This is a genomic window from Nakamurella sp. GG22, from assembly GCF_052976845.2.
In genome coordinates, this window is sequence record NZ_JBRIIO020000004.1 from 220,966 (window position 1) to 236,561 (window position 15,596).

At 63.0% G+C, this 15,596-nt stretch carries 14 protein-coding genes; 10 read left to right on the forward strand and 4 right to left on the reverse strand.

Features of this window, described 5'->3' with window-relative positions:
• Positions 1-17 precede the first annotated feature (17 nt).
• From ACVBEQ_RS06860 to ACVBEQ_RS06875, 4 genes are all read left to right on the forward strand, one after another.
• A complete protein-coding gene (locus ACVBEQ_RS06860) occupies positions 18-1,046 on the forward strand; it encodes an NAD-dependent epimerase/dehydratase family protein (protein WP_447153528.1) in 1,029 nt (342 codons plus the stop codon).
• Positions 1,043-1,588, forward strand: a complete 546-nt coding sequence (gene rfbC, locus ACVBEQ_RS06865) for a dTDP-4-dehydrorhamnose 3,5-epimerase (RefSeq protein WP_447153529.1) — start codon at positions 1,043-1,045, stop codon at positions 1,586-1,588. The genes ACVBEQ_RS06860 and rfbC overlap by 4 nt, the downstream gene beginning before the upstream one ends.
• A complete protein-coding gene (locus ACVBEQ_RS06870; protein WP_447153530.1) occupies positions 1,585-2,871 on the forward strand; it encodes an NAD(P)H-dependent oxidoreductase in 1,287 nt (428 codons plus the stop codon). Before rfbC ends, ACVBEQ_RS06870 begins: the two co-directional genes overlap by 4 nt.
• A gap of 65 nt (positions 2,872-2,936) precedes the next feature.
• Entirely contained in the window at positions 2,937-3,800 is an 864-nt protein-coding gene (locus ACVBEQ_RS06875; RefSeq protein ID WP_447153531.1) for a glycosyltransferase, read from the forward strand.
• Here ACVBEQ_RS06875 and ACVBEQ_RS06880 read toward each other — a convergent pair.
• Together ACVBEQ_RS06880 and ACVBEQ_RS06885 are read right to left on the reverse strand one after the other, a co-directional pair.
• Complete coding sequence (locus ACVBEQ_RS06880; protein ID WP_447153532.1) at positions 3,794-4,720, reverse strand: hypothetical protein; 927 nt, start codon at positions 4,718-4,720, stop codon at positions 3,794-3,796. The two genes, ACVBEQ_RS06875 and ACVBEQ_RS06880, sit on opposite strands and share 7 nt — an antisense overlap.
• Positions 4,717-5,982, reverse strand: coding sequence for an MATE family efflux transporter (locus tag ACVBEQ_RS06885; RefSeq protein ID WP_447153533.1), 1,266 nt, complete (start codon positions 5,980-5,982; stop codon positions 4,717-4,719). Before ACVBEQ_RS06885 ends, ACVBEQ_RS06880 begins: the two co-directional genes overlap by 4 nt.
• Positions 5,983-6,521: 539 nt before the next feature.
• On the opposite strand from ACVBEQ_RS06885, the gene ACVBEQ_RS06890 reads away from it, so the two are divergent.
• The 6 genes from ACVBEQ_RS06890 to ACVBEQ_RS06915 all read left to right on the forward strand — a co-directional run bounded on the left by ACVBEQ_RS06890 (position 6,522) and on the right by ACVBEQ_RS06915 (position 13,117).
• A complete protein-coding gene (locus ACVBEQ_RS06890) occupies positions 6,522-7,568 on the forward strand; it encodes an alpha-hydroxy acid oxidase (protein ID WP_447153534.1) in 1,047 nt (348 codons plus the stop codon).
• 74 nt (positions 7,569-7,642) lie between these two features.
• The gene (locus ACVBEQ_RS06895; RefSeq protein WP_447153535.1) at positions 7,643-8,494 is read left to right on the forward strand and encodes a sugar phosphate nucleotidyltransferase; all 852 of its coding nucleotides are present in this window, start codon (positions 7,643-7,645) and stop codon (positions 8,492-8,494) included.
• A 166-nt stretch (positions 8,495-8,660) separates the two neighbouring features.
• Positions 8,661-9,965 carry a hypothetical protein gene (locus ACVBEQ_RS06900; RefSeq protein ID WP_447153536.1) on the forward strand — a complete coding sequence of 435 codons (1,305 nt, stop codon included), beginning with the start codon at positions 8,661-8,663 and terminating at the stop codon, positions 9,963-9,965.
• A gap of 164 nt (positions 9,966-10,129) precedes the next feature.
• Entirely contained in the window at positions 10,130-11,269 is a 1,140-nt protein-coding gene (locus ACVBEQ_RS06905; protein WP_447153537.1) for a hypothetical protein, read from the forward strand.
• Positions 11,270-11,366: 97 nt separating this feature from the next.
• On the forward strand, positions 11,367-11,855 hold the full coding sequence (locus ACVBEQ_RS06910; RefSeq protein ID WP_447153538.1) for a MerR family transcriptional regulator: 489 nt from the start codon (positions 11,367-11,369) through the stop codon (positions 11,853-11,855).
• A 53-nt stretch (positions 11,856-11,908) separates the two neighbouring features.
• Positions 11,909-13,117: a glycosyltransferase gene (locus ACVBEQ_RS06915; RefSeq protein WP_447153539.1), complete on the forward strand. Its 1,209-nt coding sequence runs from the start codon at positions 11,909-11,911 to the stop codon at positions 13,115-13,117.
• On the opposite strand, the gene ACVBEQ_RS06920 is transcribed toward ACVBEQ_RS06915, so the two are convergent.
• Positions 13,059-14,462, reverse strand: a complete 1,404-nt coding sequence (locus tag ACVBEQ_RS06920) for a glycosyltransferase family 4 protein (protein WP_447153540.1) — start codon at positions 14,460-14,462, stop codon at positions 13,059-13,061. The genes ACVBEQ_RS06915 and ACVBEQ_RS06920 overlap by 59 nt on opposite strands.
• Entirely contained in the window at positions 14,459-15,253 is a 795-nt protein-coding gene (locus tag ACVBEQ_RS06925) for a cellulase family glycosylhydrolase (protein WP_447153541.1), read from the reverse strand. The genes ACVBEQ_RS06920 and ACVBEQ_RS06925 overlap by 4 nt, the downstream gene beginning before the upstream one ends.
• Between the last annotated feature and the right edge of the window lie 343 nt (positions 15,254-15,596).

Sequence of the window (15,596 nt, forward strand, 5' to 3'; positions counted from 1 at the left end):
CGTCAATGGAGGAAATAATGCGCATTCTGGTGACGGGCACAGAAGGCTATCTCGGAAGCCTGCTGGCACCCGACCTGAGCAGACGCGGCCACGACGTGGTCGGTCTGGACACGGGGTACTTCAAGAACGGTTGGTTGTATCGGGGGACGGACCGGACCGTGTTCACGCTCGATCAGGACGTGCGTACCGTCACCCAGGCGCAGCTCGAGGGCTTCGACGCTGTGGTCCACATGGCTGAACTGTCGAACGACCCGATGGGCGACCTGCTCGGTGACGTCACCTACGACGTCAACCACAGGGGCACTGTCCGGCTGGCGACCGTCGCGAAGGCAGCTGGGGTGGAGCGCTTCATCCACATGTCGTCATGCAGCGTCTACGGTGTCGCGGACGGGGTGGTGGACGAAACGGCGCCGATCAACCCGCAGACCGCCTACGCCGACTGCAAGGCGCTGGTCGAGCGTGACGTCGCAACCTTGGCCGACGACAATTTCTCACCGACCTTCATGCGCAACGCCACGGCATTCGGTGCGTCCCCGCGAATGCGTTTCGACATCGTCCTGAACAATCTCAGCGGGCTCGCGCACACCACGCGCAAGATCGCCATGACGTCTGACGGAACGCCATGGCGTCCGCTGGTACACGCCCTGGACATCGGAAAGGCGATCAGATGCGCTCTGCAGGCGCCGCGCGAGGTCATACACAACCAGGTATTCAACGTCGGTAGTAACGAGCAGAACTATCAGGTCCGTGACATTGCGGAGACCGTCGCCAGGGCGTTTCCGGGATGCACTACCGAATTCGGGGCACCGGGCGCGGACAATCGCAGCTACAAGGTCAACTTCGACAAGATCAATTCGGTGCTGCCCGGTTTCTCGTGTGATTGGGACGCGGCCAGCGGGGCCGTCCAACTGGCGACGATCTTCAGCGCGATAGACCTGGACTCGGCGACCTTCACGGGTCGCGGTCACACGCGGCTTCTCCAGCTCGAGTATCTGCTGCGCACCAAGCAGATCGACGCCGAGCTGTTGTGGACGGCCCAGGCATGAGGTTCACGACAACGGCCATCGAAGGTGTCGCGATCATCGACCTCGAAGAACGCAGTGACGACCGCGGATTCTTCGCTCGTAGTTTCTGCCAGGATGAATTTGTCGATAATGGGCTCTTGCCCATCGTCGCCCAGTGCAACATCTCCTTCAACTTCGCGGCCGGCACGCTGCGCGGGATGCACTACCAGTTGCCACCGGCGACCGAAGCGAAGCTCGTACGGTGCATCTCCGGTGCCATCGTCGACCAGATTGTCGACCTTCGGCCTGAATCACCGACCTACCTGCGCCACGTCTCCGTCGAGCTCAGCGCACGAAACCGGCGGTCTTTGTACGTGCCGCCGATGTTCGGCCACGGCTATCAGACACTGGTCGACGGTGCGGAGGTCATGTACCAGGTCAGCGAGCGGTACACCCCGGGTCAGGAACGCGGCCTTCGGTACAACGATCCGGCGCTCGGCCTGGAATGGCCGTTGCCGGTCAGTGCGATCAGCGAGAAGGACGATTCCTGGCCGTTGATCGAATCTGTGGGAGCGACGTCGTGATTGTCGTCGATTCCGCCCTTGCGCGGCGGCAGCGCGACGGCCGGCCGATCCGGGTCGGAATGATCGGTGCCGGGTTCATGGGCCGCGGTGTCGCGCGTCAGATCATCAAGTACACGCCCGGGATGGTTCTGGCGGCCGTGTCGAACCGGAACGTCGCCGGTGCCGAACGCGCCTTCCGCGAGGCAGGTGTCGATGACTTCGGGCACGCGTCGTCCACACGAGAGGTCGCGCAATCGGTTGCGGCCGGAACTCCCGTTGTGACCGACGATCCGACGACCATCTGTGAAGCCGATGGCATCGATGTCATCTGTGACGTGACGGGGGCCGTCGAATTCGGGGCAGCAGCGACGCTCGCCGCGTTTGAGGCGGGCAAGCACGTCGTCACGATGAACGCGGAGCTGGACGGGACCGTGGGCCCGTTGCTCGCCCATCGGGCTCGCTCGGCAGGGGTGGTGTTCTCCGGAGTCGACGGCGATCAACCCGGCGTCGAGGTGAATCTCCATCGATTCGTGAGCGGAATCGGTCTGACCCCGCTGGTGATGGGCAATATCAAAGGCTTGCAGGACCGGTTTCGGACTCCCGCTACCCAGGCGGCCTTCGCTGCCAAGTGGGGCCAGGATCCGCATATGGTCACCAGCTTCGCCGACGGCACGAAGGTCTCCTTCGAACAGGCGATCGTTGCCAATGCCGTCGGGATGACGGTCGCCCAACGCGGAATGGTGGGCGCCGACCATCGGGGACATGTCGACGAGCTGACTACTGCCTATGACGTCGATCAGCTCCGTGAGCTCGGCGGCGTTGTCGACTATGTCGTCGGCGCCCAGCCCGGCCCCGGCGTGTTCTGTCTCGCGACCATCGACGATCCGACGCAACGGCACTACCTCAATCTGTACAAGCTCGGTGAAGGGCCGCTGTACTCGTTCTACACGCCGTATCATCTTTGCCACTTCGAGGTGCCCAACAGTCTTGCCCGAGCCGTTGACTTCCAGGACGCGTCCATCGTGGCCGCGGGTGCCCCGTTGGTCGAGGTGGTCGCGACGGCCAAAACCGATCTTGCGGTCGGCGCGGTCATCGATGCGTTGGGCGGGTTTCACAGCTACGGGGAGGCCGAAAAAGCTGACATCACTGCGGATCTGAGACTTCTCCCGATGGGGGTTGCGGAGGGATGCACGGTCGTTCGGCCCGTGAAGAAGGATGCCACCATCACCTATGACGACGTGCGGCTCCCGGCCGGTCGGTTGATCGACAAGTTGCGCATCGAGCAGACGGCCACTTTTGGATGAGTACGGAACTCCAGGGCCGGCGTGAACAAGCCTTAGCCGAAACCGCCTCCTACGAAGTCATCGTCGTGACTTATCACAGTCGTCAGCAGTTGGAGGGTCTCCTAGCCGCCGCGCGGCCCGACCAGCGAATCGCCGTCGTCGACAACGCGTCCGGCGTGGACGGCGTTCGCGAGGTCGTGCAGCGATTTCCGCACGGCCGGTGGCTGGACGGGGAGAACAGTGGTTTCGCCTGTGCGGCGAATCGAGGCGCGTTGAGCTCGACAGCTGATTTCGTCCTCTTCGCCAATCCCGACAGCCGTCCCACGCCGGAGATCTGGGACGCGCTGGTCGGCGATCTCATCGCAGATCCGACGCTCGGCAGCGTTGCCGCGGCGACCGTCAACGCATCAGGCCGGATCGAGATCGGCGTCGGTGGTTGGGAGCCGACACCCAGCCGGGTACTGATCTATGCCCTCGGTCTGCATCGGCTCTTCCCGCACGCGGGCACGGTAGCCCGTCCGAAGGTGGGTGAAGAGGTTCAACTCGGCTGGCTCACCGGTGCCTGCCTCGCCGTGCGGAAGCAGACCTTTGTCGAGCTCGGCGGCTTCGATGAGCGCTACTTCGTCTACAACGAGGACATGTCGTTCGGCCGGTCGTTGCGTGAGGCGGGGTGGGGCCAGCGCTTGCGGACCGAATTGCTCGTGCCGCATGCGACCGGTGGGTCCGGTGGCGGGAGCACGAAGATGCCCCAGCAACGCGGTGCCTCCATGGCGCTGTACCTCCGCGATCACAACGGTCCGGCGGCAACAGTCCTCATGCAGGTGATGCTCGCAACCGGAATGATCCCCAGGCTCGTCCTCGCCGCTGTGCGGGGTCGCCGAACGGTCGCCCGCCAGCACCGCGCATATATCAAGGGCGTCTTGACCAAACGCTCTCCGTACGTTCAGTAATCCGGCCGCTCGGAATCGAACGAGGGTACCGAGCGGGCGAGCCAATCCTCCGCCGCCGTTGCCAACGAGCGCCAATCGACGCCAGGACTCATGAACTCGGTCTCCATATGGCACGCAAGGTTCGGATCGGCCGCGTAGAGCAGATGGGGATGACGCCGTCGGGTGAGGGACCTCATCTGATAGGCGACCCTGAAAGGGGTCAGAACGGTGTTGGCGGCAATCGCTGTCGCGCCGGTGCGAAAGCGAGTGTCAGGCGGGCCGAGGAACATTTCACTCGCCGAGTAGGGAAAGCGCCCCTGGTACACGAGGCAGGTCTCGTGGTCCAGCAGACGTGATGGATAAGGGACCATGCCCTGCCGAAAGATGCCCAAATCGGCACGCAGGGTCCCGACCCGGGCACCGAAAGTGCTGGCCGTGCTCGGCACGTTCACCCAGCGCCGTCCTTGGACCTCCGCAGAAGGCCGCTGGATCCAGTCCTTTGGCGCGCTGAAAGGGACGTGCGGTCCGAATGCCGGATGCTCCGGTGTGGACGCGTAAAGGGCAAAATAACCGGCTGCCGGAATGTTGCTCGCTGCTTCTTCGAGTGCGACGAATGCATTTGGGTCGTGAAGGTAATCGTCCTCACAGAAGTAAACTATGTCGTCATCCGACCACCCCCGCTGCTGCGGTAGCGCCAAGGCTGCCCTGTAGCTTCCCCGCATTCCGACCGGGCCGTTCGCGAGATCCACGACTTGGCCGCGTGCCTCGGCGATAGCGCGCAAATCGGCAGGTAAGGGTCCATCAGCGAGCACGACGATGTCCGCGTTCGCGACTTCGGCCGCGAGCAGGAATGAGGCCAATGATGACCGTTTGCTGTAAAAAGTGGGCCGGCCCTTGCGATTCTCGCCGCCGTACAATCGATAAACGAGGTGCAGCGTCACTTCGTTACCTCATCAGTCGTTGGAACCGGAACATGTTCAGCGGTGCCTACGATGGATGCACTGCTCGTCACGTTTCCGTTGGCCGAAGCTTCTCGCTGTTGGTTGGGCAGTTTCAGCGCCGACCGAACCCGGATGAACCACAACGGGAGCACCACGGCCTCCGCCGTCGCAATCGCCCACGCCGCGCCAACTGCCCCCCACTGCGCGACACCGATCGACATGAGAACGACGAGCACGGGAGCCTTGATGATATTGACCCAGAACGTGACCCGGGCCAGACCCATGCCATACAGGGTTGCTGCGGGTCCCGTGGCTGTTGCCGCGGCCAGTGACAGCAGACACATCGGGAGCAACACGGATTGGGCACCGGCCCACGTGTCCCCGAGGAGCTCTTCGCCGAGATTGTCGGGTATCAGAAGCAGGATTCCGCAGTAGACGGCCGTGACACCTGCCATCGCCCCTGAGACGCCGGCACAAATGATGCCCCGTCCTCGCTGCGTCATCGCTGGCCTGCGCGAGATCTCGGGAATCGCAAACATGAAGGCAGCGGCGCCCAGAATGTTGAGTGGCCCGAGTAGTACCTGGGCCGCACGGAGGGCGCCAACTCCCGCCTCACTGCCCAGGACGGCCACCATCACGATGCCGACCTGTGCGATGCCTTGCCCGAGGATGAACTCGGCTGTCAGGTAGCCGGTCAAGCTGCGCTGACGCAATGTCCACTGTGCTGAACCGCTCCATCGAGGCGTCATCCTGAGCATCGTCATGCCGACGGCCGCTGCGATTCCCGCGGTCGCTCCCCACAACGCGATCGGTACCCAGATCGCTGTGACACCCGCGGCCAGGACGCCGAGCAGGGCGGGAAAGAGCACAGCGGCCCACAGCGCATCGATGGCCGCCGCCCGTTTGGGATGCCCGGAACTGAAAAAGGCCATCCGGCAGGTGTCCTGCAGGAGGAGTCCAGGCAAGCACGCGCCCAGCGCGATCAGGCATCCGCCCGTCGGCCCAGCAAGGAGCAAGCCGACTCCCGCGGCGAGGGCCCCACCGGTCACACCGATCAAGAGGGACGCACCCAGCGCCGAACGCACCGCGGACTTGAAGCGCCGCGGCCCCGCAGAGGCAAAGGTGATCTGCAGTGGCTGGCCCACAGCCGCTCGAGTGAGACCGACCATGACAGAGAAGACGAGGAACGCCGTCGAGAACGCGCCGAACCCGGTGGCATCCACCGCGCGGGCAACCAGCACCGCCAGGAGAACGTTCGACAAGGCCGACAGGATCTGGTCAACGACGGTCCAGCTGACGCGCGAAGCGACCCGGCCGATACCGGTGGACGACAACGATCGCATCAGGGGCCTCGGAGGTCAGGTGGGTGGACTTGTGCAGGTGATGAGCGAGGTTCGGTATCGCCCGCCCCGGCCCCCGGGACCGATCATAGGTCAGCTGTCACCGCCGAACGAAACAGAGCATCCGCCGTTCGTGCGGCGATGTCAGCTCAATCTTACATTCAGCGACGTATTCGTCGAGGTAATCACCAAGACCACTAGACCGTTCGAGTGGCCACGTCAGCTGTGTCCGCAAGCCTGCAGCTTTGGGTCACATGCCCGCGTGAAAGGGTCGCAGTCGTCGAGAGCCGCAAGAGCGAGCGCTGGATGGGCCATTCGTCATGACTGAACGTGATCTGCGCTGGTGTTGATGATCAGCAATCGTGTACGGTTACGCCAAATGGGGTTGTTACGACGCTGCCGCGTTGTAAGTGATGGGGGTCGAGTGCGAGACGCAATGAACGTGCACCTACGGAGCCGTTGTGCTGACACTCCTTGCTGAGAACGAGGAGAAGGCGCGGGCCCTGCTTCCTCCCGAGGTGGTCGAGTATTACGCGGCCGGCGCCGGCGACGAGACGACGTTAGACGAGTCTGTCCACGCGTGGAGACGGTTCAGGGTGCGCCCGATGCCGCTCCGCGATGTTGCGAATGTCGACACGTCGGTCACTCTGTTGGGATCCGCCCTACATACTCCGGTGGCCGTTGCGCCCTCGGCGTTTCACAAGCTCGCGCACCCTGAGGGCGAGCGAGCCAGCATCGTCGGCGCCGGCGAAGCCGGAAGCCTGTTCGTCCTCTCGACCCGCGCATCACTACCCATCGCAGAAGTAGCGGCTGCCACCCACGGGCCGTGGTGGTTCCAGGTCTACATGATGCGCGACCGCGACGTTACCGCGCGCCTTGTGGCCGAGGCGGTCGAAGCGGGTGCGAGTGCCCTCGTACTCACCGGTGACACGCCGTACGTCGGTCTGAAGCGCCGAGTCCAGGGCGTCCGCATCCCGATGCCGGACGATCACTACCTGGTGAACATCCGTCGTCATCTGTCTCCTGGTTCCGACGGCCGTCGAGCTGCAGCGCAGGATCCTTCTATCGGTCTGGAGACAATCGGCTGGCTCAAGGAGCTGAGCGGGTTGCCTGTCGTTGTCAAGGGCGTGCTGCGAGGGGATGCCGCGAAGGAGTGCATCGACGCAGGAGCGAACGGCGTTATTGTCTCGAATCACGGTGGCCGCCAACTTGATCGGGCCATTCCCAGCGCTCTGGCGCTCGGGGAAGTCATCGCCGCAGTCGACGGTCGTGCCCCCGTCATGGTTGACGGTGGAGTGCAATCCGGACTCGATGCTTTGATCGCCCTTGCGCTCGGCGCAGCGGCCGTCTTCGTCGGTAGGCCGGTGCTGTGGGGCCTTGCGGCAGGCGGTGCGGACGGCGTCCGCAGCACGCTTGATGCCTTGACGGCCGACCTCGCTCATGTGATGGCCCTGGCAGGAATCCCGGATGTCGCGTCTGCGCGGCCGGACTTCGTCGTTCGCATCTGACCGAAACCTTCCATTCCGCTCGAAGATGCGCGGTGTGGTTGCCCCGACAATCCTTCAGCACCCTAGGAGAAGCCGTGTCCACCGATTTCGCGCTCGGCGCAGGTCAAAAGCAAGAGATCCCCGACCCGTCGGAGATTCCAGTCGTCATCCTGTGCGGTGGCATGGGAACTCGCCTTCGCGAAGCAAGTGAAAAACTGCCGAAGCCCTTGGTCGACATCGGCGGTAAGCCGATTCTGTGGCATGTCATGAAGACGTACGAAGCTCATGGCTTCCGAAAGTTCATCCTGTGTTTGGGGTACAAAAGCGAGCTCATCAAACGATACTTCCTCGAGATGCGCGAGCAGGTCAATGACTTCACACTGCACCTGTCAGGAGATCACACGCCGGTCTTCCACGAGGAGACCAGTGGTGAGGGTTGGGAGGTGACCTTCGCAGAAACCGGGCTGCAGACCGGCACCGGCGGCCGCATCCGCCGCGTGCGGAAATACTTGGACTCCGACATCTTCGCCCTGACATATGGCGACGGCATCGGTGACGTGGACTTGACGGCGCAATTGCGTCACCACGTCCAGATGAATCGTCTCGCGACCGTCACGGGAGTACATCCGACCAGCCGATTCGGCGAGATACACGTTGATGAAGCTGCAGCTCAGGTGGTCGAGTTCAATGAGAAGCCAACTCTTGCGACCGGTTGGGTGAGCGGTGGCTTCTTCCTTTTCCAGCGCGAGTTCGCTGACAAGTACCTTGACGATGAGGCCGACCTGTTGCTCGAGCAATCGCCGCTTCAGCAGGTCGCCCGTGATGGTGAATTGACGATCTTTCCGCACGAGGGGTTCTGGGCCGGTATGGATACGTTCCGCGACTGGACCGAGCTGAACCGCCGCTGGGACAAGGGAGATGCGCCCTGGCGGGTGTGGGGTGACTGATGCCCTCCGGCAAACCCGGAGCCATCGGGATGCGACTCGAGCGGTGCCGACCCGACCGACTGACGCTATTCCGGACCGAGGCACGGCCCACCGCCTCTCCACCCGCGGCACAGGAGACTGGAACCCTATGACCATGAGTACTCAGGGCCAACGGCCAAGGCGTGGAATGGTCCCGCCTTCCCAGTCGGAGGGTGTAGCCCAGCCGGACCCGGACACACCTCGCGCGGGGAAGCGCAAGGGTGACCCGCAGCACGCCGAGGTCTCGGCGTCGGGAGTGGCTGGGGCGCCTCGAGCCCATGACCAGGACGACGACATCGCCATCGGCCACCTCCCCCCGATGGGACTACTTCTGGCCAGGCCCCTCCTTTTGATCATCTCTGGCGTCGTCGGGCTCATCCTCGGTGCCGCTCTGTCCGGTGGCAGCGGCTACAAGGCGGAGACTGTTCTCGAATTCTCTTCGGCCGGCACTGACAGCGTCTTCGTCAAACAGACGGGACAAACGCTTGCCCGCACAGCGGTCGCCAGAAACATCGTCGAGGCTGCGCAGGCGGCTCGGGGCCAGGAGGGCGGCGATCTTGCACGTCGTGTTTCGGCCGAATGGTCGGCCGACACGAGCTTGGTGGCCATCACGGTGACGGCCACAACCGACTCCGCAGCGGTTGCCGACGCGAACGCCATCGCCAAAGCCGTCGTGGATACAACCGAAGCAACGATCGCTGCGCAGTTGAAATCCGCACGCGATGAATCGAACAGCGTTCTCAAGGATGAGCAACTCGACGTTGCCGACGCGGAGGCTGCCCGTCGCGCACAATTGGGGAGCGCATTGGCCGCTCGCCAGGACGCCATCGCATCCCAGTCGGGCGACCTCTTCGTCGCGGACGCCGCCGTAGAGGCCTCGCCCGCGGGGCTCACCCGATCCATGGGCGCCGCGGTCGGTCTGGTCGCCGGCCTACTGTTGGGTGGGTTGGCCTCTCTACTGCTGGGCCTCCGCGGCCTGCGAGCTCATTCCGCTCGTGGGCTCCGGCAACTTCTGCCCCAGGCCGACATCAGCACGCCCGCGCAGGCCGCGCAATTGGCGGGCCGGGCAATCGATTCCGGAACAACGGCGATCGCCGTCGTGTACACCGACGACGCACGTCGGCAGGGCGTCGCCCTGGCTGGAAATATCACCGGTCTGCTTCGCGCCCATGGGAAGGACGTCATCGAAGTCGGGCCCTTCGACGGAGAGCAGACGTCCGATGAGCTCCGCGTCCTTCAGCACCGCTTCCGCGAGAACCTTCGTGAGTCGGTCGGCACCGACATGGTCGTGTTCGTCGTCGGTTCAGGGTCCGAATCGTCGTCCCTCCTGGAGGGTCAGTCCAACCTCCGGGCACTTGTCGTGATGCGCCGCGGCCGTACACCCATTTCATCCGCCCTCCGAGCGGTCGCAGCGTACGGCCGTGCGGACCCGACCATCGTCTTGGCGCGGTGAGCAGTGAAGTCTTGGCACGGCCATCCGTGAGGGCCCTGCCTTCTGATCGGCGGACGGCCTATTGGGCCGCTGGGCTCTTCGTGATCGTTGTCATTTTTCAGCGATTCGGAATACCGGGGATACCCAGCATCGGGCTCCTCGCGGTGCTAGTTCCGCTGTGGACAGTGTTGGCCGTTGTTCGGCGCGTCGCGGAACTGGACCGCAACCGGCTCATGTGGTGGTTGGCGGCTGCCGGCGTGACGGCCATCGGCATGGCGGTGCAGACCAGACTGGTCCGCGGCGCGGAAGTGAGCGTCCCGGCCTGGCTGTTGGTGGTGACCGTCTGGTTTCCCTTTGCGTTCCGGTTGCGCAACCGGAAGTGGACGGCATATCTGCTCATGCTGAAGCATGTCACCAACGTTGCAGCGGTTCTGGCCGTGACCGCAATGGCGATGATCGCAACGCAGCTCGCCGGTATTGCCTATCGTGACTGGTTCGCCATTCTTATGCCAGCTGACCTCCAGTTGGCCGGCTTCAACACTGTTGTCCCGATCGCCTACGGCTCCCCGATAGTCAGGGCGACCAGTTGGATCGGTCTCGAGCCATCTGTGACTTCTGCACTGATCGGCCTCGGACTGTTGGCTGCCTTCTTCGGGCGGGCGCAGATGTGGAAAGTCCTGGTTCTGATCCTGGGCCTCGTGGCAACGGTGTCAGGCTCGGGGGTTGTCATCGTGCTCGTCGGGGCGATTGTCATGCTTTTCCATCGGTGCCGCCGCTTGCTCCTCAGGTACTCGGTCCTCGGGATCGTCACTGTCTTCGCGTCGACCTTCACCCCGTTCGGCGCACTACTTCTCGGCCGATCCACGGAGTTCCAAACCGATAATTCGTCGACGTCGCTGCGCGCTGTCCTTCCCTACTCGCTGCTGTATCCCAAATGGATCGAGAATTTACCTGGAATGCTATTTGGGTACGGGCCGGGGTCGTCCCAGCGCATCGTCACCGAGTCCAATGTTCTCGGTCTGCTTGTACCCAGCCCCGCCAAGGTCTTCTTCGAGTACGGGCTCATCGCAGGGATGACGCTTGCCGCATTTATCCTGGGGTGCTATTGGGGTGGTCCCAGCCGGGCTTTCGCCATATCCCTCCTGTTTTCGCTCTGGGTGCTGCAGGCGGGCATCACTACCAGTGTCTTCGTGGTGCCGGTCATGGTTTTTGTTACGTTGTGGGCACCGCGGGTAGGACCTCCGATCGAGAAAATACTTCCCCTCGGTAAGTCCCGAACGGCCGCGCCGCTGCGAGATACGGAGCGAGACCTCATCGCAGTGTGAGCGGGAGCGGCCGACTCTTCGGCGGACCGGACCGGTTGTCGGCACCCGTCACCGTCCATCGGGACAGATTTACGAGACGATAGGGCAGTATGAACCGATGTCAGAAGCTCAGGACGACAGCGAAGCCGACGCGCTGAAGCCACTACAGATAGGCGAGGTGGCAGCTCGTACCAACCTGTCGATCCGGACGATACGACACTGGGAGGAAGTCGGGCTACTGAGGCCGAGTGCGCGCAGTCGAGGTGGCTTCCGCCTCTACAGCGAGGAGGACGTCGCCCGACTGCGGCTTCTGCGGTTCATGAAACCACTCAACTTCAGCCTCGAACAGATGCGCGAGCTTCTCGAGCTTCGAGCAGACGCCGTCCAGTTCGCTTCCGGGGCACAGCAGGATCTGTCCTCGGCCCTTGTATGGCCACGATCCAGCCATGTCGACGACTCCGCCATAGCCCAACGGCTGTCCCGAAACCTGGAGCACTACGCCGAGCAGGCTCAGCGTCGGTTGGAGAAGCTGCGGCAGCAGGTGACCGAGGTCGAAGAATTTGTCGAAAGGCTGCGTGACGAAGCGACTCGGGGTCCGCTCACCTGACAATCGACCCGGCGGCGGGGCGGCACAACTTCAAGCAACCACAGGGGAATTCGATGAATGATGTCTCAGTCGGCCCGCCGCCGCACTGGTTGGCCATCGCCGAGGAGGAATTCGTCCCTGCCGACTCCGGCGGACGCGTCGAATCGTTGAACATGTTGCTCGCGGCGGTCGCTGCGGGCGTCCGCCTTCACGTGATAGTTCCCGGTATGACTGAGGGATCTTCGGCCGCTGCACACCGTCGTGCCATCCCCGAAGCGGATGTCGACGGAATTGAGCGACGAACCGACTGGACAGCCAACCTCTCCGTGAAGCCGTACATCATCTCTTCGCGCCCCCTTCCGAAGGGCTTCGTCGAACGCATGAGGGCAACGCATGAGAAGGATCCATTTGACGCCGTGCTCGCGGTCAGTTTCAGAGTGGTTCATCTCGGCGCCGCAGTGGCGGGTGCCCTGAGCGTCCCTCTACTTGTACGACCGCACAACGTCGAGTCCAGGTACTTCGGACAACTGGCCAAGAGTGCGTCTTTTCCGAAGAATTTGCTCTACCGGCTCGAGGCACTGAAATTGCATCGGTATGAGAGTGCTCTGCATAGATCACGACGAGTTGCAGGGTATGCCGATATTGGCGAGACAGACGCGCAGTGGCGTTCGAGACAAACGACCTCCCCGGTTGTGCATCTGCCTCCGTTCCTCCCAGCGCTCGGCCAAGCGCCGGCGCTGCCTGATCGACTTGGACCGGACAACCGCCTGACGGTCTTATTTCTGGGAGCTTTGGACAACCCCAACAACGTCGACGGAGTGCGATGGTTCACCGAGGAATGCTGGCCGCAGCTACGTCGAGCCAACCGCGACGTCGACTTCCACGTCGTCGGACGCCGCGCGCCGGAATTGCTGGTGCGATATCTGCAGGATGCAGGAGCGCGTGTCACGATCGATGCCCCTGCCGTCGCGCCGCACTTGGCTTCAGCGGACATTTTCGTCAACCCAGTCAGGCGAGGCGCAGGCGTCAACATCAAGATGGTCGAGGCGATGTCAGCCGGACTCGCCGTGGTGTCCAGTGAGACCGGGGCACGAGGCATGCCTTGGCAAGACGGGCAGCACCTCGTCGTCGCCGACGACGCGGAGTCCTTTACTTCTGCTGTTCAGCGGCTGATCGACGACCCGGTCGAAAGATTGAGGTTGGGCCGGCAGGCCGTTCAGTTCGTCACAACAGAGTTGGATGGCGTGCGGCAGATTGGGCGAATGCGCGCTCTGTTGTCCTAGCTCGAGAGCGGTCGCCGAGTGCGAAAATGTCGTCGTACTGATCCATGACGACGTTCGGGCTGTACGTGCGTTCGAAGAACGCCAGTGCCGCACGTGACAATTGAGTGTTCCGGTGCCGGCCAGCCATTTCGGCCAACAGTCGGGGCCACCGCCGGAAATCGTCTTCGACGACGCAACCATCGGCGCCGTTGGATCCGAGCGGAATGCCGTCTGCACCACCGCCGGTGGCCAGCACAGGTAGTCCCCGGGCGAGCGAGTCCAGGGTCTTGATCTTGATGCCGGTGCCGAACCTCAGCGGGGCCAGAGAGGCGGAGGCGCGAGCGAACAGGGGTTCGAGGTCTTCGACGAAGCCTTCGAGACGAACGTTGTCCGGGTACTGGGCGACGAGGCGCTGGAGTTCGGCGCTGGCCCCTTTGCCGATGAGCCGAACCATCACGTCCGGCAGCCGCTCGATGAGTCCTGGCATGCCTTCGCGGAGGAACCCGCAGATGCCGTCATCGTTGTGGGGAATGTTGAGGCGACCCAGGAAGAGGAATTCGGGAGGCGTCACCGGCCGCCGGGTGGGCGCACTGATCGGCGGGAGTAGCGCGTGAATCAGGCGCACCGAACTGGAGTCGGCGCGTTCCCGGAGGATCTCGACCTCGTTGCGATTGACCAAAAGGCTGGTGTCGAAGTCTTGGACCATCTGGATCTCGCGGCGCTGAATTCTTCTGCGTTCCATTCGAAGTACAGGTTTATAAACACGTGGGAACCGAACGAGGGCTCTGAGGGCCGACGGAACGTTGCTTGCGAACTCACCGAGCGGGTCGATGGTCACCGGATTCTCTTTCGCAAATTTCAGCATCTTCTCGTAGCGCAGCGAGAACAGATCGTCCAAGTACAGTATTCGCCGACTCGCTCCTGATCGAACGGGAGCGTGCTGACCCAACCTCAATGTGTCGTAGACCTCGACTGTTGGCTTCAACCATGAAATGAGGGCATGAATCTGGTCTCGCAACGCCGCGGAGCCCAGCATCGCCTCTTGGGCGGTGTAGGACCGATTCAGGGCAAGGCGAGCGCCTAGAGCGCCCAGTTGTCCCAACGTACTGGGCGGATCCAGCCGATGCGCAATTCCCGGAAAGACCGGTCTTTCGTCACCCGGCCGTCCCAACATTGCGTAATGGACATTGTCTGCGCCAAGGCGGTCCACAAAGTAGGTCAGCAATCCGTTCATCACCATCCGCTTGCCGTTGTCGACCGGCACCGGAGGGGCCGCGCTGATGATCAGAGCGCTTTCCTTCATGTCTTCCAACCTCTCTTGTGATGCGTGGTGTTGTTCCTTGTCGATCTTGGAAGCCTGAGTCACGGTGGTGGGGCAGTTCTGATGACTTGCTGAACCGCTTCATCGCGGTCGAGTCCGGGGCTGCCACACACATCCTCGGGATGGCCCGGTTGCCAGGCCCATGCGAAGGCACCGATGTATCCGGCAGTTCTGTAGGCCGACAGCTTTTCCTGGACTCTTTGGACGCGTTTGCCGGCGTCGGCGAGGCAAGCCTGCGCATCGTCCGTGGGGTCTATGACGCCGAACTCGCCGACGATGACGGGTTTGCCGGCCGAGTTCTCCAGGACCTGCGGGCCGAGGTGCGATTCCGCCTCGTTGTAGTCGTATTCATGCAGCGATGCGATGTCAACGCCAGGTGAGTCTTGGACGGAGGCAAAGTTCTGAGGCCCGCCGAGGGCGTATGGTGCCAGCGTCCCTGACGAGAAAAGTCGAGCGGGATCAATGGTGTCCGCTAATGCACCCATCTCGTCGTAGAAGGTCCGAAGCGCGCCGTCGGCAAAGCTGGGCTCGTTGAAGTACTCGAACCACGCAATCGTGTTGTTTCCCTTGTACCGGGTCAAGAGCTCGCTCATATGAAGGGCGTAAGCATTCCGATTTTCGCTGTTCGCGAACCACTCTGTGGTTTTCTCTTCTTCACCGCAGTTGGGCAGCCCGTTGTCGAGCGTGATCGTGACGTAGACATTGTTGCGGCGTGCGGATGCCAGCGCCACGTCGAGCCGTTCAAAGCTCCACCCGTCGAAGAACATCAATCTGACGGCACCATGCCCGTCATGTCGCATCGAGTCGAACCACTCGTCGACCTGCTGCGGGGTCATGAGTTCACCTGGCCGACCACACTCCCCGGACCAGGTGAACGAGTTGTAACCGACCAGCCACCAGGGCACTCCGCCTCGGAGTAATTGACGGCCAGAGACGGTGAAGGGCACGTTGCCGACAGGCAGAGTGCTGGTCGGGCTGACTGCTACGGGTGCCTGCGAGACCGGAGACTCCGCCGATCGGGTCGTTCGCTGCTTCGTTACAAACGCTACAGACAGGACGAGTGCGCCGACCACGACGGCCGACAACGCAAGACGACGGAAGCGCCGTTTGCGTGGACTGGGTGATCCCGTTGGGCCGATTGGTGTGCTCGTCATGGAGGGTCCGAGATGGCAGAGGACC

Excerpts from the sequence above, each read along its gene's own strand:
- ACVBEQ_RS06860 (WP_447153528.1), top strand. The coding sequence starts at position 18 with ATGCGCATTCTGGTGACGGGCACAGAAGGCTATCTCGGAAGCCTGCTG.
- rfbC (WP_447153529.1), top strand. The coding sequence starts at position 1,043 with ATGAGGTTCACGACAACGGCCATCGAAGGTGTCGCGATCATCGACCTC.
- ACVBEQ_RS06900 (WP_447153536.1), top strand. The coding sequence starts at position 8,661 with ATGGTCCCGCCTTCCCAGTCGGAGGGTGTAGCCCAGCCGGACCCGGAC.
- ACVBEQ_RS06910 (WP_447153538.1), top strand. The coding sequence starts at position 11,367 with ATGTCAGAAGCTCAGGACGACAGCGAAGCCGACGCGCTGAAGCCACTA.
- ACVBEQ_RS06915 (WP_447153539.1), top strand. The coding sequence starts at position 11,909 with ATGAATGATGTCTCAGTCGGCCCGCCGCCGCACTGGTTGGCCATCGCC.
- ACVBEQ_RS06925 (WP_447153541.1), bottom strand. The coding sequence starts at position 15,253 with ATGACCCCGCAGCAGGTCGACGAGTGGTTCGACTCGATGCGACATGAC.